General features: G+C 74.0%; 19 protein-coding genes. 12 read left to right on the forward strand and 7 right to left on the reverse strand.

Annotated features, from left to right (window positions below; genetic code table 11):
- Nucleotides 1-207 precede the first annotated feature (207 nt).
- The 6 genes from IE329_RS20650 to IE329_RS20675 all read left to right on the forward strand — a co-directional run bounded on the left by IE329_RS20650 (nt 208) and on the right by IE329_RS20675 (nt 8,515).
- Nucleotides 208-1,956 carry an ABC transporter substrate-binding protein gene (locus IE329_RS20650; protein WP_190212419.1) on the forward strand — a complete coding sequence of 583 codons (1,749 nt, stop codon included), beginning with the start codon at nt 208-210 and terminating at the stop codon, nt 1,954-1,956.
- A gap of 13 nt (nt 1,957-1,969) precedes the next feature.
- Nucleotides 1,970-2,956, forward strand: a complete 987-nt coding sequence (locus tag IE329_RS20655) for an ABC transporter permease (protein WP_190212420.1) — start codon at nt 1,970-1,972, stop codon at nt 2,954-2,956.
- A complete protein-coding gene (locus tag IE329_RS20660; RefSeq protein ID WP_190212421.1) occupies nt 2,953-3,939 on the forward strand; it encodes an ABC transporter permease in 987 nt (328 codons plus the stop codon). Before IE329_RS20655 ends, IE329_RS20660 begins: the two co-directional genes overlap by 4 nt.
- Nucleotides 3,940-3,942: 3 nt before the next feature.
- Nucleotides 3,943-4,959, forward strand: a complete 1,017-nt coding sequence (locus tag IE329_RS20665; protein ID WP_190212422.1) for an ABC transporter ATP-binding protein — start codon at nt 3,943-3,945, stop codon at nt 4,957-4,959.
- A complete protein-coding gene (locus tag IE329_RS20670) occupies nt 4,956-5,930 on the forward strand; it encodes an ABC transporter ATP-binding protein (RefSeq protein WP_190212423.1) in 975 nt (324 codons plus the stop codon). The genes IE329_RS20665 and IE329_RS20670 overlap by 4 nt, the downstream gene beginning before the upstream one ends.
- 188 nt (nt 5,931-6,118) lie before the next feature.
- Nucleotides 6,119-8,515, forward strand: a complete 2,397-nt coding sequence (locus tag IE329_RS20675; RefSeq protein WP_190212424.1) for a collagenase — start codon at nt 6,119-6,121, stop codon at nt 8,513-8,515.
- 179 nt (nt 8,516-8,694) lie between these two features.
- Here IE329_RS20675 and IE329_RS20680 read toward each other — a convergent pair whose 3' ends face one another.
- Nucleotides 8,695-10,236, reverse strand: a complete 1,542-nt coding sequence (locus tag IE329_RS20680; protein ID WP_190212425.1) for an FAD-dependent monooxygenase — start codon at nt 10,234-10,236, stop codon at nt 8,695-8,697.
- Nucleotides 10,237-10,382: 146 nt separating this feature from the next.
- Here IE329_RS20680 and IE329_RS20685 point away from each other — a divergent pair, with 146 nt between their 5' ends.
- Nucleotides 10,383-11,030: a TetR family transcriptional regulator gene (locus tag IE329_RS20685; protein WP_190212426.1), complete on the forward strand. Its 648-nt coding sequence runs from the start codon at nt 10,383-10,385 to the stop codon at nt 11,028-11,030.
- 159 nt (nt 11,031-11,189) lie between these two features.
- On the opposite strand, the gene IE329_RS20690 is transcribed toward IE329_RS20685, so the two are convergent.
- Complete coding sequence (locus IE329_RS20690) at nt 11,190-13,553, reverse strand: immune inhibitor A domain-containing protein (protein WP_268257305.1); 2,364 nt, start codon at nt 13,551-13,553, stop codon at nt 11,190-11,192.
- A 286-nt stretch (nt 13,554-13,839) separates the two neighbouring features.
- On the opposite strand from IE329_RS20690, the gene IE329_RS20695 reads away from it, so the two are divergent.
- A complete protein-coding gene (locus tag IE329_RS20695; RefSeq protein WP_190212427.1) occupies nt 13,840-14,496 on the forward strand; it encodes an HAD family hydrolase in 657 nt (218 codons plus the stop codon).
- A 61-nt stretch (nt 14,497-14,557) separates the two neighbouring features.
- On the opposite strand, the gene IE329_RS20700 is transcribed toward IE329_RS20695, so the two are convergent.
- Together IE329_RS20700 and IE329_RS20705 are read right to left on the reverse strand one after the other, a co-directional pair.
- The gene (locus IE329_RS20700; protein ID WP_190212428.1) at nt 14,558-14,887 is read right to left on the reverse strand and encodes an ArsR/SmtB family transcription factor; all 330 of its coding nucleotides are present in this window, start codon (nt 14,885-14,887) and stop codon (nt 14,558-14,560) included.
- An 85-nt stretch (nt 14,888-14,972) separates the two neighbouring features.
- Entirely contained in the window at nt 14,973-15,347 is a 375-nt protein-coding gene (locus IE329_RS20705) for a hypothetical protein (protein WP_190212429.1), read from the reverse strand.
- 712 nt (nt 15,348-16,059) lie between these two features.
- On the opposite strand from IE329_RS20705, the gene IE329_RS20710 reads away from it, so the two are divergent.
- Nucleotides 16,060-18,912, forward strand: coding sequence for a DEAD/DEAH box helicase (locus tag IE329_RS20710; protein ID WP_190212430.1), 2,853 nt, complete (start codon nt 16,060-16,062; stop codon nt 18,910-18,912).
- Nucleotides 18,913-18,984: 72 nt separating this feature from the next.
- Here IE329_RS20710 and IE329_RS20715 read toward each other — a convergent pair whose 3' ends face one another.
- Entirely contained in the window at nt 18,985-19,914 is a 930-nt protein-coding gene (locus IE329_RS20715) for a 5'-3' exonuclease (protein ID WP_190212431.1), read from the reverse strand.
- 140 nt (nt 19,915-20,054) lie between these two features.
- Nucleotides 20,055-21,122, reverse strand: coding sequence for a cation diffusion facilitator family transporter (locus tag IE329_RS20720; RefSeq protein WP_190212432.1), 1,068 nt, complete (start codon nt 21,120-21,122; stop codon nt 20,055-20,057).
- Between the two features lie 236 nt (nt 21,123-21,358).
- Here IE329_RS20720 and IE329_RS20725 point away from each other — a divergent pair, with 236 nt between their 5' ends.
- A complete protein-coding gene (locus tag IE329_RS20725; protein ID WP_190212433.1) occupies nt 21,359-22,654 on the forward strand; it encodes a chromate transporter in 1,296 nt (431 codons plus the stop codon).
- A gap of 160 nt (nt 22,655-22,814) precedes the next feature.
- On the opposite strand, the gene IE329_RS20730 is transcribed toward IE329_RS20725, so the two are convergent.
- Nucleotides 22,815-23,639: a gamma-glutamyl-gamma-aminobutyrate hydrolase family protein gene (locus tag IE329_RS20730; RefSeq protein ID WP_190212434.1), complete on the reverse strand. Its 825-nt coding sequence runs from the start codon at nt 23,637-23,639 to the stop codon at nt 22,815-22,817.
- A gap of 144 nt (nt 23,640-23,783) precedes the next feature.
- Here IE329_RS20730 and IE329_RS20735 point away from each other — a divergent pair, with 144 nt between their 5' ends.
- The gene (locus IE329_RS20735; RefSeq protein WP_190212435.1) at nt 23,784-24,575 is read left to right on the forward strand and encodes an SDR family oxidoreductase; all 792 of its coding nucleotides are present in this window, start codon (nt 23,784-23,786) and stop codon (nt 24,573-24,575) included.
- Nucleotides 24,576-24,755: 180 nt separating this feature from the next.
- Nucleotides 24,756-26,039 carry a DUF2510 domain-containing protein gene (locus tag IE329_RS20740; RefSeq protein WP_190212436.1) on the forward strand — a complete coding sequence of 428 codons (1,284 nt, stop codon included), beginning with the start codon at nt 24,756-24,758 and terminating at the stop codon, nt 26,037-26,039.
- The last annotated feature ends 67 nt before the right edge of the window (nt 26,040-26,106 follow it).

The raw sequence follows: 26,106 nt of genomic DNA on the forward strand, positions 1-26,106 counted from the left end.
TGCTTGCAGGGGGGAAGTTGGGGCAGCGGCCGGACACAGCTCGGTAACGGGCCGCAGCATCCCTTGCCAGTGCAATTTCACATTACTATGTTACGGGTCACATCGCGGAGCGGCTAGACCTCGAAGGGTCGCCCTCCCGGCGGGCCCCGGATCAGCCCCGGGGTGAACCACGGGCCGCAAGTCCGGCCCCCCATCGCGGAGTTGCACATGAACAGGCGCACCCATGCCGCCCTCGCGGCGGCGATCGCAGCGACCCTCACCCTCGGCCTCGGGGCCTGCAACACCAAGGCCACCGACACCAAGGACGGCGCGGCCGGCAGCACCAAGGCCCCGGGCGCCGCGTCCGGCACGATCGTCGGCGGCACGCCCGTCCGCGGCGGCACCCTCACGGTGCTCTCCAACCAGGACTTCGCCCACCTCGACCCGGCCCGCAACTGGACCATGCCCAACATGGACTTCGGCATCCGGCTGCTCTACCGCACCCTGGTGACCTTCAAGGCCGAGCCCGGCGCGGCCGGCAGCGAGCTCGTCCCGGACCTCGCCACCGACCTCGGCCGCCCCTCCGACGGCGGGCGGACCTGGACCTTCACCCTCAAGGAGGGCGTCAAGTACGAGGACGGCAGCCCGGTGAAGGCCGCCGACGTGAAGTACAACGTCGAGCGCTCCTTCGCCCCCGACCTCACCGGCGGCCCGGACTACGCCGCCCAGTACCTGGACGGGACCGAGGGGTACAAGGGCCCGCTGACCGGCCAGCACCTGGCCTCGGTCGAGACGCCGGACGAGCGGACCATCGTCTTCCGCCTCAAGCGCCCGGTCGCCGAGTTCTCCTACACCGCCACCCTGCCGACCTTCTCGCCGGTGCCGCAGGCGCAGGAGAAGGGCGCCCAGTACGACCTGCGGCCGTTCTCCTCCGGCCCGTACAAGATCGAGACGTACGACCGGGGCAAGCAGCTCACGCTGGTCCGCAACACCAACTGGGACCAGGCCACCGACAGCGTCCGCAAGGCCTACCCGGACCGGATCGTGTTCGTCCAGGGGCTCAAGGGCGGCCAGGTCGACGACCGGCTGATCGCCAGCGAGGGCGCCGACGCCTCCGCCGTCGAGTGGCCGATGATGCGGCCCGAGTCGGCCGCCAAGGTGCTGCCGAAGGCGGACGTGAAGTCCCGGCTGGTGGCCGAGATGACCGGCTGCACCGAGATGCTCTACCTGAACAACGCCAAGGCGCCGTTCGACGACCCGAAGGTCCGCGAGGCGATGATGTACGCCGTCGACAAGGACGCCCAGGTCACCTCGTTCGGCGGCCCGGCCCTGACCGACATCGCCACCTCCTTCCTGCCGCCCGCGCTGACCAACGGCGTCCGGGCCGACCCGCTGCGGATCGCCCCGGTCGGCGACCCCGCCAAGGCGAAGGAACTGCTGGCCGCGGCCGGCAAGTCCGACCTCAAGGTCAGCCTGACCGTCTCCACCGGGGACAAGACCCGCGGCGAGGCGCTCCAGCAGTCGCTGGCCAAGGCCGGCATCCAGGTCACCATCAACACCGCCGACCCCTCCGTCTACTACGACACCATCGGGGACACCAAGAACGCCCCGGACCTCTCGGTCACCGGCTGGTGCCCCGACTACCCCTCCGGCGCGACCTTCCTGCCCTTCGTCTTCGACGGCCGCACCATCAAGGAGAAGGGCAACCAGGGCAACTACAGCCAGTTCCGCGACCAGGCGACGATGGACCGGATGGACGAGATCGCCAGGATGCCGGACGTCAAGGAGGCCAACGCGGCCTGGCTCCAGCTCGACCAGGACCTGATGAAGAAGTCCCCGGCCGTGCCGATGCTCTGGCAGCGCCGCCCGCTGCTGGTCGGCACCAACGTCGCCGGCGCCTTCGGGCACCCCGTCTGGACCGGCATGTTCGACTTCGCCACCATCGGTCTCAAGGACCCCGCCAAGGGCCAGGGCTGAGGGGCCGGCGGCGATGACCACCGCAACCGGTCCCGCGACCGACCCCGCGACCGATCCCCCCGCCGATCCCGCGGCCACGGCCCGGGCCGTCACGGCCCCGGCCGGGCGCGGCCCCTGGCGGCTGGTCCTGGACCAGCTGCTCGCCCGGCGCGCCGCCAGGTTCGGGCTGCTGACGGTCGCCCTGCTGGCCGGCCTGGCCGCGCTGGCCACCCCGCTGAGCGCGCTCGGCGGCTGGACCCCCGAGGAGTTCGACCGGAGCGCGATCGACCCCTACCTCGGCGGACTGCCGCTCGGCGCCGCCGGCGGCATCGGCCCCGACCACTGGCTGGGCGTGGAGCCCGTCACCGGCCGGGACCTGTTCGCCCGGGTCCTGCACGGCGGCCAGGTGTCGCTGCTGATCGCCTTCACCGCCACCGCCGTGGTGGTGGTCGCCGGCACCCTGGCCGGCGTGGCGGCCGGCTACTTCGGCGGCCGCACCGACGCCGTGCTCTCCCGGCTGATGGACCTCACCATGTCCTTCCCGTCGCTGATCTTCATGATCTCGATGATGGCGGTCGCCAAGGACGTCAACCGGGTGCTGCTGATGACCGCCGTGATCGGCCTCTTCGGCTGGCCCGGCATCGCCCGGGTGGTGCGCGGCCAGACCCTCTCGCTCAAGCACCGCGAGTACGTGGACGCCGCCAAGGTCGGCGGCGCCGGCTCCTGGCGGATCCTCGGCCGGGAGATCCTGCCCGGGGTCGCCGGCCCGGTCATCGCCTACACCACGCTGCTCGTCCCCGGCATGATCAGCACCGAGGCCGCGCTCAGCTACCTCGGCGTGGGCGTCCGCCCGCCGACCCCGTCCTGGGGGCAGATGATCGCCGAGAGCATCAACTTCTACGAGACCGACCCGGCGTACTTCCTCATCCCGACCTTCTTCCTGTTCCTCGCCGTGCTCGCCTTCACCCTGCTCGGCGACGCCCTGCGCGACATCCTCGACCCCAGGGGAGGCCGGTCGTGACCCGCTACCTGCTGCGGCGGCTGCTCGGGGTGGCCGGCATCCTGCTCGCCGTCTGCGCCATCACCTTCAGCATCTTCTACCTGCTCCCCAACGACCCGGCGGCCGCCGCCTGCGGCAAGACCTGCAGCGCCGAGCGGCTGGCCGAGGTCAGGACGGCGATGGGCCTCGACCGGTCCGTCCCCTCGCAGTTCGCGGCCTACCTGACCGGGATCTTCGCCGGCCGCGACTACGGCAGCGGCGCCGGCACCCTGCACTGCGCGTTCCCGTGCCTCGGCTACTCCTACGAGTACTCGATGCCGGTCTGGAGCCTGCTCGCCGACCGGCTGCCGGTCTCCTTCTCGCTCGCCGTCGGCGCGGCCCTGCTCTGGCTGGTCCTCGGCCTGGGCGCCGGCGTCACCTCGGCGCTGCGCAAGGGGAGCCTGACCGACCGTTCGCTGATGGTGGCCTCGGTGGCCACCGCCTCCCTGCCGGTCTACTTCACCTCGGTGATGCTGATCTGGGGCGTGGTGCGCGGCGCCGGCCTGCTGCCGTACCCGGCGTACACCGCCTTCACCGACGACCCGCTCTCCTGGGCGTCCAACCTGCTGCTGCCGTGGCTCGCGCTGGCCCTGCTCTACGCCGCGATGTACGCCCGGCAGAGCCGCAACTCGATGATCGAGACGATGGCCGAGCCGTACATCCGCACCGCCCGCGCCAAGGGCCTGCCGGCCCGCACGGTGACCGTCAAGCACGGGATGCGGGCCGGGATGACGCCGATCCTGACCATCTTCGGGATGGACCTCGGCGGGCTGCTGGCCGGCGCCGTGATCACCGAGTCGATCTTCGGCCTGCCCGGCGTCGGACGGCTCTTCTACGACGCGCTGGTCCGCTCCGACCAGCCGGTGATCCTCGGCGTGACCCTGCTCGCCGCCTTCTTCATCGTCGCCGCGAACCTGCTGGTCGACGTCCTCTACGCCTACGTCGACCCGAGAGTGAGGTACTGACCGATGAGCCCTCTGCTGGAGGTCCGCGACCTCAAGGTCAGCTTCGACACCCCCCGCGGCACCGTCCGGGCGGTGGACGGCATCGGCTTCACCGTCGAGGCCGGCCGCACGCTGGGCCTGGTCGGCGAGTCCGGGTCCGGCAAGTCCGTCACCTCGCTGGCCGTGATGGGCCTGCACCGGGGCGCGGCCGTCACCGGTTCGGTCCGGCTGGACGGCCGGGAGCTGTGCGGCCTGCCCGAACGGCAGCTCAACACCGTCCGCGGCCGCCGGGTCGCGATGGTCTTCCAGGACCCGCTGTCCGGCCTGCACCCCTTCTACACCGTCGGCGAGCAGATCGCCGAGCACTACCGGGTGCACTTCAAGGCCTCCCGCCGGGCCGGGCGCCGGCGCGCGGTGGAGATGCTCGCCGAGGTCGGCATCCCCGAGCCCGCCCGGCGGGTGGACGACTACCCGCACCAGTTCTCCGGCGGCATGCGCCAGCGCGTCATGATCGCCATGGCGCTGGCCTGCGAACCCGACCTGCTGATCGCCGACGAGCCCACCACCGCCCTGGACGTCACCGTCCAGGCCCAGATCCTCGACCTGATCGCCCGGATCCAGCAGGACCGCGGCCTCGGCGTCGTCATGATCACCCACGACCTGGGCGTGGTCGCCCGGGTCGCCCACGAGGTGCTCGTCATGTACGCCGGCCGGGCCGCCGAACAGGCCCCCGTGGACCAGCTGTTCAGCCACCCCGCGCACCCGTACACCCGGGGCCTGCTCGACTCGCTGCCCCGGCTGGACGACCCCGACGACGCCCCGCTGCGCGCCATCCCCGGCAACCCGCCCTCGTTGACCGCCCCCGCGCCCGGCTGCGCCTACGCGCCCCGCTGCGCCCGCACCGCCGGAGCGAGCGCCGCCCAGCACGCCCGCTGCCTGGCCGAGCGCCCCGCGCTCGCGCCGGCCGCCGCCCCCGGCGCGGCGGCCGGCCGGCTGGCCGCCTGCCACCTGCCGCTCGTCCCGGAAGGGGCCCGCCCGTGACCGCCCTGCTCTCCGTCCGCGACCTGGTCAAGACCTTCCCCGGCCGGCGCGGCCGCACCGGCCGGGCCGGGCCGCCCGTCCGCGCCGTCGACGGCGTCAGCTTCGACCTCGGGGCCGGCGAGACCCTCGGCCTGGTCGGCGAGTCCGGCTGCGGGAAGTCCACCACCGGCCGCCTGGTCGTCCGGCTGCTCGACCCCACCGAGGGCAGCATCACCCTCGACGGGCAGGACATCGGCGGGCTCGGCCCCGCCGGGATGCGCCCCTACCGCAAGCACCTCCAGATGGTCTTCCAGGACCCGCACTCCTCGCTCAACCCCCGGCAGACCGTGGCCAGGATCATCTCCGAACCCCTGCTGGTGCAGGGCGCCTCGGCCGCCGACGCCCGCCGGCGGGCCGCCGAGCTGATGGACCTCGTCGGCCTCGTCCCCGAACAGCTGGACCGCTACCCGCACGAGTTCTCCGGCGGCCAGGCCCAGCGGATCGGCATCGCCCGCTCGCTCGCCACCTCGCCCCGGCTGGTGGTCGCGGACGAGCCGGTCTCCGCCCTGGACGTCTCCGTCCAGGCCCAGGTGGTCAACCTGATGGAGCGCCTGCAGCGCGAACTCGGGCTCGCGTACCTCTTCATCGCCCACGACCTCTCGGTGGTCAAGCGGGTCTGCGACCGGGTCGCGGTGATGTACCTCGGCCGGATCGTCGAGATCGGCGACAAGCACGAGGTGTACGGGAGCCCCGCGCACCCGTACACCAGGGCGCTGCTCTCGGCCGTCCCGCTGCCGGACCCGGCGGCCGAACGCGCCCGGGAGCGGATCGTGCTGCTGGGTGACCCGCCCAGCCCGGCCGACCCGCCGAGCGGCTGCACCTTCCACCCGCGCTGCCCCAAGGCGCAGGAGCGCTGCCGCACCGAACAGCCGCTGCTGCGGATCGCCGGTCCTGGCACCCGGCAGGCGGCCTGCCACTTCCCCGAGGCCTGACCCGGCGGCGGGCCGCGGCGGCCCCCGCGCGGCCGCCCCGCCCGCCCGCCGCCGCGGCGCCCCTTCGACGTTCCCCACGAGCACAACCGCACCACCGCAGTGCCGCACCGCCGCATCAAGAGCACCACCGCGCCACGAGCACCACCGCACCGAACCACCCCCACTCCTCCCACACCCCAGGAGCACAGGTGCCAACTCACAGCACCGCACGTCGAGTTCTGCTGGCCGCCACCCTGGCCGCGACGCTCACCCTGCCGGCCCTGCAGAGCGCACAGGCGGCCACCCCCGCCGGCCCCACGGCGCCCGCACCCGTCGCCACCCCCGCCCCCGCCCAGGCGCCGGTCACCGGTACCGCGCCCGACCCGACCGCCTACGACGAGGTCGACCACCTCGGCACCGCCACCGCCAAGGCGGGCGGCGCGGCCCCCGCCCCGGGCGGCGGCTCGCTCGGCGACTCGCCCGTCCCCGGGCTGCTCCCGGACCGGGTCGGCGCGCCCGCCCCGCTCGCGGCGGGCGCCGCCGCGCAGGCCTCCGGCACGCCCGCGGCCACCGCGGCCGGCGTCCCGTGCACGCTGGACGGGATGACCGGCCTCGGCCCCGGCCAGCTCGCCGACTTCCTCACCGACCCGGCGGTCACCGTCGACGGCTGCGTGCGGAACTTCCTCTGGACCTGGGACGCCCGCTACGCCACCACCATGGACGACGCCCATGTGCAGGCCGTCGCCCAGCGCATCACCCAGCTCGCCGGCGCCGCCGACGGCGGCAGCGCCGAACGCTTCTACACCCTGTGGACCTACCTGCACGCCACGGTCTACTTCGACTTCAACCACGGCGAGATCGACATCACCGACGCCGCCACCCTGGCGGCCGTCCAGCAGGCCGTGGTCGCGTACTCGGGTTACGCCCACGCCTTCGACGACACCGAGTCGGCCGGCGCGACCGTCCGGGAGATGACCATCACCGCCGGCAGCGTGGGCCTGCGCCAGCGCAACCTCGCGCTGGTGAAGCGGATCCTGGCGAAGTTCGGCCCCGGCACCGCGGTGGCGGACAGCGCGGCCTGGGGCACGGCCGGCCTGGCCGCGCTGAACGTCAACTACCTCGGCATCTACAACGGCGACCAGGACTTCACCGCGGTGGTCGCGGCCGACGCCGACTACCGCGCCGCGTTCCGGGCCTTCGCCGGCCACGGACACCTGAAGGGCACCAAGAACGCCTGGCTGGCCCGCGACGCGATGGGGGAGTACGGCAGGTTCGGTCAGATAGCCCCGCTCAGGGCCGGTGTGGTCGCCGAACTCGGCACCCTGCTCGACACCGCGAAGGCCACCTTCGGCGCCTTCTCCGACCCCTGGGTCAAGCTGGTCGGCTGGGCCAACTACTACCAGGTCTGCGGTCAGTTCAACGTCTGCACCGACCAGATCGAGGCTCAGCTCTTCCCCTGGACCTACCGCTACGACAACGGCGCCGTCGAGGTGCACACCGCCCTCGACCGGGCCACCGTCGACCAGATGTACTACGCCAGCAAGCAGGTCAAGACGCAGTTCTTCCGCGTCCTGGGCACCGACGTCCCGCTGGCCGGCGACACCAACTCCACGCTGCACATCCACCTGTACGCCTCGCGCGCCGACTACGAGGTCTACCACCCGCTGCTCACCGGCTACGGCACCAACAACGGCGGCATCTACATCGAGAACGGCGCCACCTTCTACACCTACCAGCGCCGGGTCCCGCAGGACTCCACCCTCACGCTGGAGGAGCTGTTCCGCCACGAGTACACCCACTACCTCAACGGGCGCTGGGCGGTGCCGGGTTACTTCGGTGACCCGCGCTGGTACTCGGGCGACCTGACCACCGCGATGGACGAGGGCACGGCCGAGTTCTTCGACGGCTCGACCCGCGACCAGGGCATCCTGGTCCGCAAGTCCCTGGTGGCCAAACTGGCGAAGGACGAGGCCGCCGGCATCCCGCGGATGACCGTGAACCAGCTGCTCCACGCGACCTACGACGACACCCCGGCGTTCCACTTCTACAACTACGCCGGGACGTTCTTCGAGTACCTCTGGCAGCAGCATCCCTCCCTGCTGCGGGAGATGTACGGCTACCAGCGTGCGGACGACCCCGCGGGCTTCGACGCCTGGCGCGGCCGGGTCGGCGCGGACGCCGCGATCCAGGCCGGCTACAGCGCCTTCCTGGACGACCGGATCCGGGCGGTGGACAGCCTCTACGTCCCCAACACCGCTTTCACGCCGAACGGTTCGCTGAAGTTCGCCTACGCCTCCGAGGTGCAGGCGGCCTTCGCCGGCGCGACCGGTGCCACCCCGAACTGCAAGGACAACGGTGACTGGGACAACAAGCCGATGCGCTTCGTGTGCACCGGCCGGATCACCGCGAACCTCGCCGCGTCGGGCAGCGCGGACCAGGTGTTCAAGGACATGTCCGACACGGTCGACTACTTCGTCCTGACCCGGACGAAGGGCGTCGCCAACAACCTCGACGACATGAACTGCAGCTTCGGCAAGGTCGACATCTGGCCGACCGGCCGGGCCGGCACCGCCGACTACACCTGCGAGGGCCCGCTGCGGCGGTAGTCCGGGCGGCAGGTCCGACAACTCCGGTCGGGCGCGGCGGGGAACCTTCCACGAGGGCCGCGCCCGGCCGGGCTCCATCCGTGCTACCCGTTCCACCCGCCCTACCCGTTCCACCCGTTCCACCCGCCCGCCCGTCCCGCGAGCACCCCCACCGGGTGCCCGTGGGGCGGGCGTTCACGTCAGCGCCCCAGCTCCGCCAGGTACGCACGGATCAGCGGCCCGCCGTCGGCCGGCGCCACCAGGGCGAGGTGGTGGTCGGGACGGACCAGCACCAGCGCGTCCCCGGTGATCCCGTACGCGCGCCGGGCGTGGCCGTCCGTGTCCAGCAGGACGCCCGGGCCGCCCGGGCCGCCCGCCCCGTCCGGGGCCGCGTCGACCGCGACCGTGCGCACCTGCGGGCCCCAGCCGGCCAGCGCGGCCCGGGCGGCCGGGCCGAAGCCGAGCAGTGTGAACCGGCCCCCGGCGAACAGGTCGTACAGCCGGACCGGCCCGCCGCCGGGCCGGTGGCCGGGGGCGTCCGGGGCGCGGTCCCCGGGGCGCGGGCCGTCGCCGGGGGCGTCCTGGCTCCCGCCGGCCAGACTGCTCCACCGGTAGTGGATGCCCAGGCCGCGGAGGTCCTGGGTGGCGACGGCCTCCACGCCGACCCCGGGCACCCGGACGGCCGCCATCACCTTGGCCAGCGCGGCGGTGCTCAGGTCCAGCGCCAGCGCGGCGACCGGCAGCCGCTCCTGCTGGTAGCTGTCGAGCAGCGCGTCGCCGGCCTGCCCGGCCAGGACGCGGGCGAGCTTCCAGCCGAGGTTCCAGGCGTCCTGGATGCCGGTGTTCATCCCCAGCCCGCCCGCGAACGGGTGCACATGGGCCGCGTCGCCGGCCAGGAACACCCGTCCGGTGCGGTAGCTCTCGGCGAGCCGGACGTTGGCCCGCCAGGTGGAGAGCCAGGTGGCGTTGCGCAGCCGCACGCCGGGCATCCGGGCGTACCGGTCGAACAGCCGCTGGAAGCCCTCCAGAGTGGGCGGCACCGGGCGGCCGTCGGGGCCGAGTTCGGGGGAGGCCTGGAACTGCCAGACCGGCGTGCCCTCGAAGGGGCAGAGCAGGACGGCCCCGTCCTGGTCGAACCACTGGTGCCAGACCGTCGGGTCGAGGTCGCCGTCGACCTCGACGTCCCCGCAGAACATCGTCTGCTCCTCGTCGGTGCTGCCCTCGAAGGCCACCCCGAGCTGCCGCCGGACGGTGCTGCGGGCGCCGTCGCAGCCGACCAGGTAGTCGGCCGTGATCCGGCGGCCGTCGGCGAGGTCCGCCCGCACGCCGTGCCCGTCCTGGGTGAACCCCGACAGCTCGACGCCGGTCTCGACCGTCACGCCGTCCTCGGCGAGGCGCTCGCGCAGCAACTCCTCGGTCCGCCACTGCGGGATGGACAGCGGAGTCAGGTAGCGGGCCCCTGGGCTCGGGGCGACATCGGCGGACGGGTCCGTGTCGGAGACGTACGCCCCGGCGAAGTACTTGCGGAACACCAGCCCGGTGCGGCCGGCGGCGGCGAACCGCTCACCGAGGCCCAGGTCGGCGAGCACCTCCAGGCTGCGTGCGTTGAGTGCCTTTCCGCGTGAAACCCGGTGGTGGCCGGGGGACTTGTCGATGACGCGGACGTCGACGCCCTGCCGGGCCAGGCTGCAGGCGAGGGTGAGTCCGGTCGGTCCGGCGCCCACGATCAGTACGGCGGTCATGTCGTGCTTCCCCACTTCCGGTGTGTCGGGCTTGCTGCTCCCGGCGGCCGGTCGTCCCGGCGCTCGGCCCATGAAAGTGCAACCGAGGCAAAAATGCAACCCGGTAACAAATCTTCCCCGGTTGTGGTGCCGGGTATGCTGGAGCCATGACTGAGCCCGGAGGTCTGCGGACCCTGAAGAAGGAACGCACCCGTCAGGCCCTCGCCGACGTCGCGATCTCGCTGTTCCTCGCCAGGGGCTTCGAGCAGGTATCGGTCGCCGAGATCGCCGCCGCCGCCGAGGTCTCCAAGCCGACCCTGTTCCGTTACTTCGCCAGCAAGGAGGACCTGGTCCTGCACCGCTTCGCCGACCACCTCGGCGAGGCGGCCCGGGTGGTCCGTGCCCGCCCGGCCGGCGCCCCGCCGCTGGCCGCGCTGCGGCAGCACTTCCTCGACCGGCTGGCCGAGCGGGATCCCGTCACCGGCCTCTGCGAGCACCCGGAGGTGCTGGCCTTCCTCCGGCTCGTCCACGAGACCCCCAGCCTCAGCTCCCACCTTCGCGAATTCCTCGCCGCCGACACCAGGGCACTGGCTGAGGCGCTGGCCGAGGCGGTCACCGGCCGGGGCGAGCTGGCGCCTCGCCTGGTCGCCGCCCAGTACGTCGCCGTACGCCAGGAACTCACCTGGGCCAACTGGACCGGGCTCGCCGCCGGCGCCACCGAGGACGAGCTCCTCCCGAAGGCCGTCGCCGAGGCGGAGCTGGCCTTCGCCCTGCTCGGCACCGGCGCCGCCGGCCTGGGGTACGGCCCGGGCTGACGGCCCGGTGACCGGCGCCCCGCCCCGCCGCGCCGCTACCCGGTCGGGCAGCGGCGAGAGGGGCCCCGGACCGGAGGGGGCCCCGGACGTGCGAGGGCCCCGGCCCCGCCGGTGGGCGGGGCCGGGGCCTGGTGGCCGCCGTCCGTCAGGTCATGACGGTCAGGCGGCCGGGCCGACCTTCACGGTGGTCAGCCGGCCGTCGCGGGTCTCGCGGACGACCTCGATCCTGGTGTTGGTGTCCGGCACCCTGACGCCGAGCTCCGGGTTGGCCGGGTCGCTGTACACGCCGGTGCGGTCGTTGAAGACCGGCACGGCGGGCTCGGCGCCGAACCTGGTCGCCACCCCCGCGCTGTGCAGGGTGAAGGCCGTGGTGGGCTTCAGCGAGAACGGCGCGTCGTAGCTCTGCGCCCGGCCGTTGACCAGGCTGCCGCTGCCGAAGCGGATCGACGCGGGGTGCGCGTCGACCGGCAGGATCAGCCCGCCGCCCAGGTGGTCCCGGGTGTTGTTGTCCGCGTAGCCGGTGTCCCAGAGCCAGATCAGCACCCCCTCCTGGTACGGATAGGTGTCGATCACACCGGCCTTGCCGGCCACGCCGGAGTAGCCGAAGTTGTACGGGCCGGTCTTCAGGAAGGCGCCGTACCCGACGTAGCGGCGGTTCTCCACCAGGTACGCCCGGGGGTGCTCGCGGACGGCGTCCTTGCCGGTCACCACGCCGAACCCGGTGCTGGTCCAGCCCTGGCCGCCGCTCTCGGCGCCGTCCTCGACGAGGGTGGCGCCCCCGGCCGTGATCCGGACGGCGTCGATCAGCACGCCCTTGCCGTGGGTGTTGCCGTCCGACGTGGCGTGGAAGCGGACCCGGACCGCCCGGCCGAGGTAGGCGTCCAGCGGGACGTGCAGCTGGGTCCAGCCGGCCGAGGTGCCGCTCAGGCCCGGGGTGCGGGCGGGGGTGTCGCCGATGGGCGTGCCGTTCACCGTGCCGCCCAGCGGCCGCCAGGTCCGGCCGTCGTCGGTGGAGGCCTCGACGGTGAGGAAGTCGTAGTCCTGCTCGATGTCGTACCAGGCGGCGGCGTCCAGCGCGGCCGGGCCGCCGGCTCCGGTCAGGTCGAGCGTCCGGCCGAGGGAGGCGTCCAGGTTGTCGCCGGTGTCGCTCCACCACTGGGCGACGCCCTGGTAGGGCTCGGCCAGCGTGGTGGTGGTCCGGCCCGGTGGCAGGTGCACCAGGACGGCCTGCGCCTGGTCGGTGTTGTAGCCGCTGACGCCGAGTGCGTGGCTGGACCTGGTGCCGGCCTGCGCCTCGTCGTAGTTGAGCCAGCCGAACTGCAGCTTGCTCCAGGCGTCCAGGTCGCCCGGGTACTCGCCGGTGGTGTTCCGGCCCTTGCCCAGGTAGGAGGCGGAGGACATCAGCGACCAGAAGCTGACGGCGTTGTCGCCGCCGGTGGTCGGGTAGAGGTCCGGCAGGCCCAGGTTGTGGCCGAACTCGTGCGCGAACAGCCCGACCCCGCTGTTCTCGCCGGCCTGTACGTAGTCGTGGACGTACAGGCCGGAGTCCCCGACCGGGGTGCCGCCGATCCGGTTGCCCGCCGGCCCGGTCTGCCCGGTCGGATCGGGGAACGCCCAACTCCGGTGCGCCCACAGGGCGTCCGCGCCCTGGGCGCCGCCGCCCCAGGTCTCGTCCACGCCCGCGTGCACCACCACGACGTTGTCGAGATAGCCGTCCGGCTCCTCGAAGTTCCCGTCCTTGTCGTGGTCGTAGCGGTCGTAGACGTCGTACTGGGCCAGTTCGGCGGTGACGTCCGCCGCGTTGCGGCCCTTGGCGAGCTCCCCGTCGTACCAGGCCTTGGTGGCGTCCCGGACGAACTCCTGCGCCTGGGTCCAGGCGCCGCTGCCCTGCGGACCCTTGTTGCTGCCGTACCGGGCCTCGTTGTAAGGCACGGTCACCCAGTCGCTGACCGTCCCGTCGAGGTCGTACCGGCCCGAGGACTGGGTGCGGTAGTAGGTGCGCATCGAGTTGGCGCCGGGCGCGTCGTCGAAGAACATCCGCTGGTAGTAGTCGCGGCCGAAGTCGCTCTTCCAGAGGGTGTGGGTGTCGCTGCCGTCAGGCTGCGGGATCCGGTTGTGCCGGGGCCCCGGGGTGCCGCCGTAGCGCGGCTGCCCGTTGTACAGGGTCGAGTTGTCGACCTGGTCGCCGAACTGGGCCAGGATGACGAAGACTTTGTCCTTGCGCTGCTGCGCGAGCTGGACGTAGTCGCCGCCGACCTTGACCTTGGCGGGCGCCCGGCCGTCCGGTGTGCGGGCGACGGCGCCCTGGTTGAGCTGTTCCAGCGCCTTGGTGCGCAGCGACTGCCGCTCGCGCTCCGGCGGGGCGAGCGGCTGGGCGGGCGCTTCGGTGCCCTCGGTGCCCCTGGTGGCGGCGAGGGCGGGTGCGGGCTGCGGGGGTGCGGCCTGGGCGGGGGTGCCGAGGAGGGTGGCCGCTGTGGCGCCGGTGGTGAGCGCCGCCGCGAGTATCGCGGACAGTCTGCGCAACTGACCGGTCCTTTCCGGACGGTGGTGGTCGGGGGAGGGCGGTCCGGCGGGCCGGCCGGGGGAACGGGCGGGGGCGGGCAGACCTGGTGAAGGGTTGTAATATTTCACATGTCATGGGTCACATGGAAGACCTGTGCGCGGAAGGGGCCGGCCCGCCGCGGTCCCCGGTGGTCCCGCGCCCGGGGCATCGGGAGGCCCGGGGCCGGACCACCGGGAGGCCGGGGGCGGGCACCGCGAAGTGCCGGAAGCCCGCCCGGGGCGGGGCGCCCGGCCGTAGGCTGCCCGGATGACTGCTGAGGGCTTCGAGCTGGTGATCTTCGACTGCGACGGCGTGCTCGTCGACAGCGAGCGGATAGCCGTGCAGGTGGACGCCCTGGTCTTCGCCGACCTGGGCTGCGCGTTCACCGAGACGGAGATCGTCGAACGGCTGGTCGGCTCCTCCACCGAGGTCTGGCGGGCCGCGGTGGAGGAACGGCTCGGCCGGCCGCTGGAGGAGGGCTGGGAGGAGCCCTACCACTCCTGGTACCGGGACGCGCTCGACGCCCGGCTCACCGTCGTGGACGGGATCACCGAGGCGCTGGACGCGCTCACCCTGCCGTCCTGCGTGGCCTCCAACGGCGGGCACCGCTGGATGCGGCGCAACCTCGCCCGCACCGGGCTGTTCGAACGGTTCGAGGGCCGGATCTTCAGCGCCGAGGACGTCTCCCGGGGGAAGCCGGAGCCCGACGTCTTCCTGCACGCGGCCCGGACCATGGGGGCGGACCCCGCCCGCTGCGCGGTGGTCGAGGACAGCGCCTACGGCGTGCGGGCCGCCCGGGCGGCCGGGATGCGGGCCTTCGGGTACGCGGGGGGCCTGACGCCGGCCGCGCGGCTGGCCGGGCCGGGGACGGTGGTCTTCGACGACATGCGGGAGCTGCCGGGACTGCTGGCCGCGGCGGCCTGACTCCGGGCCGGCCGCGGGCGGGCGCGCCGGGTGGTGCGGCGGGTGCCGCGGCGCCGGGCCGTCAGTCGGCCGCGCGCAGTTCGGCGAGCAGGGTGCCCTGTTCGGCCAGCAGCTCGGTGAGGATCCGGCGGGCCGACCTGAGCAGGTCGGCGACGTCCGCGCCGGCCAGGGCGTACACCACGGTCGAGCCCTCGCGGCCGGCGGTCACGATCCCCGAGCGGCGCAGCACCGCGAGCTGCTGGGAGAGGCTGGACGGCTCGATGCCGAGGTCGGCGAGCAGGTCGCGGACGGGGGTCGGGCCGGCCTGGAGCAGTTCCAGCACGCGGATGCGGGTGGGGTGACCGAGCATCCGGAAGAACTCGGCCTTCGCCTGGTACAGGGGTGCGGCCACGTCTCTGCCCTCCTGCTGCCGCTGGGTGTGGCCGGGTGCGGCCGGGGTGCCGGGGCCGGGTGCTCCCGGTCCGTGGGCGGCCGGGTCAGATCTCCAGGCCGGCTTCGATCCGCTTCAGGTGGTGGCGGGCCATCGCCAGGTTGGCGCGGGCGCGGTTCAGCGCGAGGTACAGGAAGAGGCCGCGGCCGTTCTGCGTCGCCAGCGGCCGGACCAGGTGGTACTGGTTGGTGAGGCTGACCAGGATGTCCTCGATCTCGTTGTCGTGCAGGTTCAGCATCTCCATGGTGCGCATCTTGGCGCGGACCATGTCGGTGTTGCCGGCGGCCGCGACGTTGAGGTCGAGTTCCGCGCCGTCGCCGAGGCTGCCGAGGGCCATTCCGCTGCCGTAGTCGACCAGCGCGACGCCGATCGCGCCCTCGATGGTCATGGCTTCCTTGAGGGACGTCTCCAGATTCGCCATCGTGATCCTCCTGTGGGGGCGGGGCCCGTGCCGATGCGGCGGGGCTGCTGGGAACAGACTGTAGGGAGATCGTTACCGTCCGGACGGGGGATGACCGGAGGTGATCGCAGCTGGTCGCAGGATCGTCGAAGGGTGATCGTCCGGCGATCGGTTGAAGACATTTGCAACCAGGGAACTGCTAGCGAGCCGCCTCCGCCGATCGGCGCCTCGCCCGCCGTCCGTCCGCCGGACCTGGCCGGACCGGTCCCGGACCCGTCCCTGAATCCCGCACCGGCCCCCCGCACCGGACCCCGTCCGGCCCCCGTCCGGCCCCCGCACCGGACCGCCCCCGGCCCCGCCGAGGCCCGCTGCGCGGCCCTGCTTCGCACCCGCCCGGACCCCCGCCCCGGCAGCCGCCGGACACCTGCCCGGACACCCGCCCGGCCCGCAGCCGGCCCGCACCGGGCCCGCACCGTGCCCGCCCCCAGCGACCGGCCCGGGCGCCCGCTCCGGGCCTGCGGAAAAACGGTGCTATTGATGTCAGCCCTGACGGGTAATCTCTGGCTGAGATGCTCGATCACCACATCAACCACACCCCCAGCCGCGCCCCGTCGCCGGTCAGCACCGGCCCGGCCCCGCAGCCGCAGGCGTCGCCGTCTGCGCCCCCGTTCCGCCCGTCCGGGCCCCAGCCCCACGGGACGAAGCAGTCCTACGGGAAGAAGAGGTGACGCAGATGACCAGCACCCCCCAGCGTTCCGAGGACGAGGAACTCAGCCCCGCCGAGGCCTACGCGGCCTTCCGCCGGCGCGCCAAGCAGCAGGCCACCGCCCTCTACGGGTTCCAGCAGCTCTACGACTTCCCGCTGGACGACTTCCAGATCCAGGCCTGCGAGGCCCTGGAGGCGGGCGAGGGCGTCCTGGTCGCCGCGCCCACCGGCTCCGGCAAGACCATCGTCGGCGAGTTCGCGGTGCACCTGGCCCTCCAGGGCGGCCGCAAGTGCTTCTACACCACGCCCATCAAGGCCCTGTCCAACCAGAAGTACGGCGACCTGGTGAAGCGCTACGGCGCCGCCAAGGTGGGCCTGCTCACCGGTGACAACACGGTCAACGGTGACGCGCCGGTGGTCGTGATGACCACCGAGGTGCTGCGCAACATGCTCTACGCGGGCTCGCAGACCCTCGACGGCCTGGGCTACGTGGTGATGGACGAGGTGCACTACCTCGCGGACCGCTTCCGCGGCGCCGTCTGGGAAGAGGTGATCATCCACCTGCCCGAGTCGGTCACCCTGGTCTCGCTGTCCGCGACGGTCTCCAACGCCGAGGAGTTCGGCGACTGGCTGGACACCGTGCGCGGCGGCACCAAGGTGATCGTCTCAGAGCACCGCCCGGTGCCGCTCTGGCAGCACGTGATGGCCGGTAACCGGATGTACGACCTGTTCGCCAACCCGGACCGTGACGGCCGCCCCAAGGACGCGCCGCGCAACCCGGCCAAGCTGGTCAACCCCGAGCTGGTCCGCCTGGCCCGCTCGGAGCTGGCCGCGAACCCCCGCGGCGACCGCTTCGCCAAGGGCCGCGGCCGGTCCATGCCCACCGGCCGCCCCGGCCGGGTCTGGACCCCGGGCCGGGTGGACGTGATCGACCGGCTCGACTCCGAGGGCCTGCTCCCGGCCATCACCTTCATCTTCAGCCGGGCCGGCTGCGAGGCCGCCGTCCAGCAGTGCCTCAGCTCCGGGCTGCGCCTCAACAAGGACTCCGACCGGGCCCAGGTCCGGGCCATCGTCGAGGAGCGCTGCGCCGACATCCCGGACGAGGACCTGCACGTCCTCGGCTACTTCGAGTGGCTGGACGGGCTGGAGCGCGGCATCGCCGCCCACCACGCCGGCATGCTGCCGCGGTTCAAGGAGGTGGTCGAGGAGCTGTTCGTGAAGGGCCTGGTCAAGGCCGTCTTCGCGACCGAGACGCTGGCCCTGGGCATCAACATGCCCGCCCGCTCGGTGGTGATGGAGAAGCTGGTCAAGTGGAACGGCGAGACCCACGCCGACATCACCCCCGGCGAGTACACCCAGCTCACCGGCCGGGCCGGCCGCCGCGGCATCGACATCGAGGGCCACGCGGTGGTGCTCTGGCAGCGCGGCCTCGACCCGGAGGCGCTGGCCGGCCTGGCCGGCACCCGCACCTACCCGCTGAAGTCCTCGTTCCGGCCGTCCTACAACATGGCCGTGAACCTGGTCTCCCAGTTCGGCCGGCACCGTTCGCGCGAGCTGCTGGAGACGTCCTTCGCGCAGTTCCAGGCGGACCGCTCGGTGGTCGGCATCGCCAAGCAGGTCCAGCGCAACGAGGAGGGCCTGGACGGCTACCGCGAGTCGATGACCTGCCACCTCGGCGACTTCGACGAGTACATGGCCCTGCGCCGCTCCCTCAAGGACCGCGAGAACGACCTCGCCCGCGAGGGCAGCGGCCAGCGCCGGGCCGCCGCGATCGAGTCGATCGAGCAGTTGAAGCCGGGCGACGTGATCCACGTGCCGACCGGCAAGTTCGCCGGGCTCGCGCTGGTCCTCGACCCGGGCCTGCCGCCGGTCAGCCGCTCGCCGCGGACCCACCGCCATCCCGACTACCAGGACGGGCCGCGTCCGGTGGTGCTCACCTCCGAGCGGCAGGTCAAGCGGCTCGCGATGATCGACTTCCCGCACCCGGTGACCGCCGTCGACCGGATGAAGATCCCGAAGTCCTTCAACCCGCGCAGCCCGCAGTCCCGCCGGGACCTCGCCTCCGCCCTGCGGACCAAGGCCGGCCACCTGGAGCCGGAGCGGTTCCGCCGGGGCCGGGCGGCCGCCGCCGACGACCCCGAGATCACCCGGCTGCGCACCGAGCTGCGCCAGCACCCCTGCCACGGCTGCGACGAGCGCGAGGACCACGCCCGCTGGGCCGAGCGCTACCACCGCCTGCACCGCGACACCGACCTGCTGGAGCGCAAGATGCGCTCCCGCACCCACACCATCGCCCGGACCTTCGACCGGGTCTGCGGCCTGCTCACCGACCTCGGCTACCTGGAGGGCGACACCGTCACCCCGGACGGCAAGCGCCTCGGCCGGCTCTACGGCGAGCTCGACCTGCTCGCCTCCGAGTGCATCCGCGAGGGCGTCTGGAAGGACCTCGCCGCGGCCGAACTCGCCGCCTGCGCCTCCGCGCTGGTGTACGAGGCCCGGCAGGCCGACGACGCCGCCGCCCCCCGGGTCCCGGAGGGCAACGCCAAGGAGGCGCTCGGCCGGATGGTCCGGATCTGGGGCCACCTGGACGCCCTGGAGGAGCAGCACCGGATCAACACCGCCGAGGGCGTCGGCCAGCGCGAGCCCGACCTCGGCTTCGCCTGGGTCGCCTACCGCTGGTCGCTCGGCCACAACCTGGACTCGGTCCTGCGGGACGCCGAGATGCCGGCCGGCGACTTCGTCCGCTGGACGAAGCAGCTGATTGACGTGCTCGGCCAGATCCAGGACGCGGCCGGCGAGGACGCCAAGCTGCGCGCGACCGCCCGCAAGGCGGTCGACAGCCTGCGCCGGGGCATCATCGCCTACTCCTCGGTGGGCTGACCCGGCACCGTACGACGAAGGGGCCCGGCCGCCGGAGACAGTCCGGCGGCCGGGCCCCCTTCGCGCGGGTGCTCAGCCCGCCAGCACGCCGAGCACCCGCTCCAGCGAGCTGCCGAGGCCCCAGCGGGCGGACAGCTCCTCCAGGGTCATCGGGTCCAGCGGCTCGCGCGGCAGGGCCGGGTCGAAGTCGGGCAGCGGGGCGTCGGTGGCGACCCGGACGACGGTGGGGGCGACGTCGAGGTAGGGGGCGCCCTCGACGATGTTCTTGCGACGGGCCGGGGTGAGCTTGGAGAAGGGGTCGGCGGCGGCGGCGCGGATGCCCGCCAGGTCGCCGTACTCGTTGATCAGCTGGGCCGCGGTCTTCTCGCCGATGCCCTTGACGCCCGGCAGGCCGTCGCTCGGGTCCCCGCGCAGGGCGGCCATGTCGGCGTACCGGTCGCCGCGCACGCCGTACTTCTCCAGCAGCAGTTCGTCGTCGGTGATCTGCAGGTTGCCCATTCCCTTGACCGGGTAGAGCACCTGGACCGGCCGGGCGTCGTCGACCAGCTGGAAGAGGTCGCGGTCGCCGGTGACGATCTGCACCGGGCCCGTCCCCCGGGCGGTCAGGGTGCCGATCACGTCGTCCGCCTCGTAGCCGGGCGAGCCGACACGGGCGATCCCGAGCGCGTCCAGCACCTGCTCGATCACCGGCACCTGCGGCGCCAGCGTGTCCGGGATCTCCTCCTCGCCGTCGGCCCCGGCCTCGGCCAGCCGGTGGGTCTTGTAGGAGGGCACCAGGTCGACCCGCCACTGCGGGCGCCAGTCGGCGTCCATGCAGGCGACCAGCTGGTCGGGGCGGTGGTCCTGGACCAGCCTGGCGATGAAGTCCAACAGCCCCCGGACGGCGTTCACCGGCTCACCGGCGGGGGACTTCAGGGAGTCCGGCACGCCGTAGTAGGCCCGGAAGTACAGGCTCGCGGAGTCCAGCAGCATCAGTCGCGGTTCGGTCACAGCTCCGATCATGCCGTACCCGGCCGACAGTTCGGCGGCAGACGTCCCGACCGGCGGGCCGACCGCCCACGGGCCCGCCCACCGCCCACGGGCCCGCCCACCGCGCCGGCGACGCCGCCGGCCCGGGCGGGACGGGCGGTCCTGACGGGAACTCAGTGCTCGTGCGGGCCGCTGCGGTGGACCGGCCCGTGCGTGTCGCCGCAGTGCTCGTCCAGCACGGTCGTCCCCGCCGGGGTGATCTGCAGCAGCTGCTGGTCGTCGTCCTCGCCGAGGTGGTCGACCTGGAGGGTGGCATGGGTGATCCGGTACGTCTCGCGCAGCTGCCGTTGCAGCCCCCGCCGCACCGCGTGGCAGTCGCCGCCCGGCGCGACCAGGATGTGCGCCGAGAGCGCCGGCTGGCCGGAGGTGATCTCCCAGATGTGCAGGTCGTGGATCTCCACCACCAGGTCGGCGGCGACCATCCGGTCCGCCACCTCGTCCGGGTCGATGCCGGCCGGCGCCGCCTCCAGGAAGATCCGCCCCGAGTCGCGGACCAGCCCGATGCCGGCCCGCAGCATCAGCGCCACCACGACCAGCGAGGCGATCGCGTCCGCCTGGACGAAACCGGTGGTCAGCATCACCACGCCGGCCACCGCGGTGGCGACGAAGGCGTACAGGTCGGTGAGCACGTGCTGGAAGGCGCCCTCGACGTTCAGCGAGGTGCGGTTGGCCCTGGACATGCACCAGGTCGCCCCGATGTTCACCACGATGCCGGCCAGCGCCGTCACCAGCACCAGCGAACCGGCCACCTCCGGCGGGTCGATCAGGCGGCGCACCGCCTCGTAGCCGAGCCAGGCGGACAGCACCAGCAGCGTGACGCCGTTGGCCTGCGCCGAGAGGATCTCGGCCCGCTTCAGCCCGTAGGTGTAACCGCCCCGGGCCGGGCGGGCGGCCAGGCGCATCGCGACCAGCGCGAGGACGATCGAGGCGGCGTCGGTGAGCATGTGCGCGGCGTCCGAGATCAGCGCCAGCGAGCGGGCGGCGAAGCCGACCACCACCTCGCCCGCCATGAACACCACGATCAGGGTCAGCGCGGCGAGCAGCCAGCGGCGGTCGGCGTCGGCGGCCACCCCGTGCGAATGCCCGCCGTGGCCGCCCGACCCGCCGTGGTCCCCGTGCGGCTCGGCGCCGAGGCGGCCGTCGTGGCCGGGGGCGTCATGGCTGTGCTGGTGGACGGCCATCGAGATCCTCTCCTGGACGCTCAGCGGTGGGGTCTGGCAGCCCCGCACCCGAAGTGAACCGCAGATCGGACGAAGATCCAAAGGCTGCACTGGTGACCGTTGTCGTTGCCGTCGAGCTGTTCCCACCGGCCCTGCCCACCCTCCTGTTCAGCCGGGTGTTCACCCTGGCGTTCGTGTTGGTCCGGTAGGGTCCGGTCGCCCTGACGACGGGGCCGGGCGAGCAGGGTGAGGTAGCGGTGGAGCACGGCGGACAGGTCCGGCTGCGGACGATCGCGCGCGAGTGGGGGCGGATCGGCCTGGTCGGGTTCGGCGGCCCGCCCGCCCACATCCTGCTGCTGCGCCGGCTCTGCGTGGAGCGGCGCGGCTGGCTGGACCCGGCCGAGTTCGAGGACGGCATCGCGACCACCAACCTGCTGCCCGGCCCGGCCTCCACCCAGCTCGCGATCTTCACCGCCTGGCGACTGCGCGGCACCCCCGGCGCGCTGGTCGGCGGCCTCTGCTTCATCGCGCCCGGCCTGGTGCTGATCCTGGCCCTGTCGGCGCTGTTCCTGGCCGGCCACCCGCCGCTCTGGGTGCTGGGCGCGGCCGACGGCGCGGGCGCGGCCGTGCCCGCCGTCGCGGTGCAGGCGGCCGCCGCGCTGGTACCGGGCAGCCTGGGGCGCGCGAGCGCCGGCGCGGCCGACGGCACGGACCGGGTGCGCGGCGGCCGGGCGCGCTGGTACGGGTACGCGCTCGCGGGCGCCGGCGCGGCCCTCCTCACCGGGCCCTGGCTGGTGCTGGTGGTGGTGGCGACGGGCCTGGCCGAGGTGGCGGTCCGCTCCCGCGGCCGGCGCACCCCCCGGCCCGGGCTCCCGGACGCGACCGCCCGCGACGACGCGGGGGCGGTGGGGGCCGCGGGGGACGGGAGCGACGCGGACGACGCCGGGGGCCCGCCGCCCGGTGGCGGCCGTCGGGGCACGCTGCCGCTGCTCGCGGCGGTGCCCGCGGTCGGCGGGCTCGGCGGCCTCGGCGCGCTGGCGTGGGTGGCGTTCAAGGTCGGCGCGCTCTCGTACGGGGGCGGGTTCGTGATCATCCCGCTGATGCGGGACGACGCGGTGCACCGCTACCACTGGATGACGGACGGTCAGTTCCTCAACGCCGTGGCCCTGGGTCAGGTCACTCCCGGGCCGGTCGTGCACACCGTTTCGGCCGTCGGCTACGCGGCGGCCGGCACCCTCGGGGGGCTGCTGGCGGCGGCGGTGGCCTTCGGGCCCTCGTTCCTCTTCGTGATCCTCGGCGCGCGCCACTTCGGCCGGCTCCGGGCGGACCTGCGGGTGCAGGACTTCCTCACCGGCGCCGGCCCGGCCGTGATCGGCGCGATCGCCGGCTCGGCCCTGCCGCTCGCCGCCTCGCTGGCGCACGGCTGGCAGTGGGGTGTGCTGGCGGCCGCGCTGGCCGGGCTGACGGTCGCCCGCCGGGGCGCGGTCGGGGCGCTGCTGGTGGCCGGCGCGCTGGGCGTCGTCGCGGCCCTGGCGGGCCTGCCGGTGGCCTGACGGACCGGGCCGGGGCCGCGCCGGCCGTCCCGGTCAGGCCCGGCCCACGTGGTCAGGAACCGTCCCGGTCAGGCCCGGCCGGCGAGGTCGGGCCCACGCGGGCCCGGGACCGGAGCCCGGTCCGGGCCCGTCCGGGCCCGGGACCGGTCCGGGGGAGCGCTCAGCCGCCCACCCGGACCGGGGTCACCGTGCCGGTCCCGGCGTCGGCCGGCGCCGCCGCGGCCGTGCCAGCCGCCTCCGCGGCGGAAGCCAGCAGGTCGAGCGGTTCGAGCGGCAAGGTCCGGGCGGCCGTCGCGGCCCGGACCAGCGCCCGCATCACCCGCAGGTCCTCGCCCTGCTCCGGGTGCCACTGCACGCCGAGGGTGAAGCCCGGGCCCTCGATCGCCTCGATCGTCCCGTCGGGGGCGAGCGCGCCGACCCGCAGGCCGTCGCCCAGCCGGTCCACGGCCTGGTGGTGGAAGGTCGGCACGGTCAGCTCGGTCTCCGGGAAGAGGTCGCCGAGCAGGGTGCCCGGCACCGGGCGCACCAGGTGGGCGCCGTAGGCGCCGGGCGAGCCCGCGTGCACGTCGGGGTCGACGACGTCCGGCAGGTGCTGCAGCAGCGAGCCGCCGCACACCACGTTGAGCAGCTGCATGCCCCGGCAGATGCCCAGCAGCGGCATCCCGGAGGCCAGCGCGGCCCGGACGAGGGCGGTCTCCCAGTGGTCCCGTTCGGGGGCGTCCGCCTCGGTGAGCGGGTGCGGCGGCTGTCCGTAGTACGCCGGGTCCATGTCGGGGCCGCCCGAGATGACCAGCGCGTCCAGCCGGGCCAGCACCTCCGGCGCGCGCTCCGGCGCGTCCGGCGGCAGCAGCACCGCCACCCCGCCCGCGTCCCGGACGAACGCCGTGTAGCGCTCGGGCACCAGGGCGACCCGGCGGCCCCGCCAGTCACTCCAGCTCACGTCGACCAGATAGGTGCTGACACCGATGAAAGGCCTGCGATCCATGGCGGGAATTCTCCACCAGTCACCCTCGGTATCTCCTCAAACACGCCGCGCGGCGCGCCAGGGTCGCGCGCCCTCCCCGGACGCGCCCGCGGCAGGCCGTACGGTTCGCTGAGACCCGCGCCGCACCGAGGAGCAGGAGATCCGATGCCCGACACCCCGGTCTGCCGCCGCCTGGTGGGACGCACGGCGGTGGTCACCGGCGCGGGCGGCGGCATCGGCCTCGCGGCCGCCCGCCGGCTCGCCGCCGAGGGGGCCGAGGTGGTCTGCGCGGATTTCGACGAGCGCGCCGGCGCGGCTGCCGCCCGGGCGGTCGGCGGGCTCTTCGTGCACACCGACGTCACCGACCCGGCCATGGTGGAGGCGCTCTTCGACGAGGCCTACGAGACCTTCGGCGGCATCGACGTGGCCTTCCACCACACCGGGAGCGGGCCGCCCGGGGACGACTCGATCCTCACCGCCGACCTGGACGACTGGCGCCGGGTGCAGGACGCCGGCCTCACCTCGGTCTTCCTCTGCTGCCGGGCCGTGCTGCCGTACATGCGCCGGCACGGGCGCGGATCCATCATCAACACCGCGGGCTTCGGGACCGCCCCGGGCGCCGGGGCCCGGCCGATCTCGGCGGTCGCGGCCGAGGGCGCGGTGCTGGCGATGTCGCGCGAGCTGGGGGTGCGGTTCGCCCGCGAGGGGATCCGGGTGAACGCGCTGCGCCCCGGCCCGGTCGGGACCGCGCGGCCGGGGGAGCCGGCCGCCGGGGAGCGGGCGGCCGGGCGGGTGGACGTCCCGCTCGGCCGCTTCGCCGCGCCGGAGGAGATCGCGGCCGCCGTGGCCTTCCTGGCCAGTGACGACTCCTCGTTCGTCACGGCGGGCGAATTCCTGGTGGACGGCGGGGCCTCCTGGGCCCGTGGCACTCCGTTCCCGCCCCCGGGAAGCAGCTGACCGCGGGGCCGGAACGGGCCTCGGCCGGGCCCAGAACAGGCCCAGAACAGGTCCGGAACAGGTCCGGAACGGGCCCAGGACAGGCCTTGGCGCGGGTTCTCACCGTAATCTCATCCAGAACGGGCGAATGGGCGGTTCTGCTGATATCGCGTTTATCCGCCGCCGTTTAGATTTCTCGGCGTGAGCGAGACGATTCCCGCCGGGTGGTACCCGGATCCCCAGGACACCACCAGTGACCCCCGGCCGCAGCGTTGGTGGGACGGCAAGGCCTGGACCGCCGGCACCCGCCCGGCGCCCTCCGACGCGCCCGCGCCCACGGAGGCCGCACCGGCCGCCGACGCATCCGCCGCCTCCGACCCGGCCACCGACCCCGCCGCACCCACCGCACCCACCGCCGACCCGGCCGGTACCCCGGACGCACCGGCCCCCGGTGCCGAGGAGGAGACCAAGGTGCTGGAGGGCGAGGTGCTGCAGAACGGCGCCTCCGTCCGCTACCCCGAGCTGCCGCCGCCGATCGGGGCGGTGCCGGGCGGCGCCGCGGCCGGCGGCGGGAAGAAGTTCCGCAAGCCGTCCCGGGCCGTGGTCGTCGCGGCCTCCGTCGCTGCCCTGCTCGGCCTGGCGGTCGGCTCGGGAGTCACCTTCCTCGCGGTGGACGGCCACTCCGACACCCGGGCCGGCCACCGCGACGGCCGGAACTACCTCTTCAACGGGGAGAACGGCCCCCGGGGCGGAGCGCCGGGCCAGAACGGGCGCAACGGCCAGGGCGTCCCCGAGCTGCCGGGCCAGAACGGCCAGGGCGGCCAGAACGGCCAGGGCGGCCAGAACGGGCAGAACGGGCAGGGCGTGCCCAACCTGCCCGGCCTGCCCGGCCTGCCGGGCCAGGGCGGCGGCCAGGGGCAGAACGGCGGCCGGGGCGGCGGCAACGGGTCAGTCGACGGTCTCGCGCCCGGGACGGTCGCCGACCTGGTCAACCGGATCACCCTGCCGGTCCCGTCCGGCTGGGACGGCGGGACGGTCACCGGCGGCTACGCCGCGCTGACCGTCGGCTCCTACACCTGCGCCGGGACGGACAACGACAGCTGCTCGCTCGGCGGCGTGATCACCAGCCGGATCGACGGCACCGACGCGCAGGCGGCCGCCAAGGCCGACATCGCCAAGGCGGCCCAGGAGTCCTACGGGGACAGCCCCTCCCACGAGGAACTGAAGTCGGAGGCGGTGAAGGTGGCCGGCCGCGACGGCTACCTCGTGCGCTGGAAGGTGAAGGCGGCCAAGGGCAACGACGGGTACGTCGAGACGGTGGTCTTCCCGACCGCGGACGGCAAGGCCCTGACCGCCCTGCACCTCGGCTTCGACGTCGACGCCAAGGCCCCGGACGTCGCCCTGATGGACACCATCGTCAAGGGCGTCGCGGAGTACACCGGCAAGTCCCTGCCGGGCGGCACCGGCGACGGCACCACCACCTGACGCGCGGCGCGCGTCCTCCGCACGGCAGGACGGCCGGCTCGCCCCCGGCAGTACGGGGGCGGGCCGG

Source organism: Kitasatospora indigofera (genome assembly GCF_014655955.1).
In the GTDB taxonomy this organism is placed as follows: domain Bacteria; phylum Actinomycetota; class Actinomycetes; order Streptomycetales; family Streptomycetaceae; genus Kitasatospora; species Kitasatospora indigofera.

Excerpts from the sequence above, each read along its gene's own strand:
- IE329_RS20715 (WP_190212431.1), bottom strand. The coding sequence starts at position 19,914 with ATGATCGGAGCTGTGACCGAACCGCGACTGATGCTGCTGGACTCCGCG.
- IE329_RS20685 (WP_190212426.1), top strand. The coding sequence starts at position 10,383 with ATGACTGAGCCCGGAGGTCTGCGGACCCTGAAGAAGGAACGCACCCGT.
- IE329_RS20735 (WP_190212435.1), top strand. The coding sequence starts at position 23,784 with ATGCCCGACACCCCGGTCTGCCGCCGCCTGGTGGGACGCACGGCGGTG.
- IE329_RS20720 (WP_190212432.1), bottom strand. The coding sequence starts at position 21,122 with ATGGCCGTCCACCAGCACAGCCATGACGCCCCCGGCCACGACGGCCGC.
- IE329_RS20655 (WP_190212420.1), top strand. The coding sequence starts at position 1,970 with ATGACCACCGCAACCGGTCCCGCGACCGACCCCGCGACCGATCCCCCC.
- IE329_RS20705 (WP_190212429.1), bottom strand. The coding sequence starts at position 15,347 with ATGGCGAATCTGGAGACGTCCCTCAAGGAAGCCATGACCATCGAGGGC.
- IE329_RS20730 (WP_190212434.1), bottom strand. The coding sequence starts at position 23,639 with ATGGATCGCAGGCCTTTCATCGGTGTCAGCACCTATCTGGTCGACGTG.
- IE329_RS20650 (WP_190212419.1), top strand. The coding sequence starts at position 208 with ATGAACAGGCGCACCCATGCCGCCCTCGCGGCGGCGATCGCAGCGACC.
- IE329_RS20710 (WP_190212430.1), top strand. The coding sequence starts at position 16,060 with ATGACCAGCACCCCCCAGCGTTCCGAGGACGAGGAACTCAGCCCCGCC.
- IE329_RS20665 (WP_190212422.1), top strand. The coding sequence starts at position 3,943 with ATGAGCCCTCTGCTGGAGGTCCGCGACCTCAAGGTCAGCTTCGACACC.
- IE329_RS20680 (WP_190212425.1), bottom strand. The coding sequence starts at position 10,236 with ATGACCGCCGTACTGATCGTGGGCGCCGGACCGACCGGACTCACCCTC.
- IE329_RS20695 (WP_190212427.1), top strand. The coding sequence starts at position 13,840 with ATGACTGCTGAGGGCTTCGAGCTGGTGATCTTCGACTGCGACGGCGTG.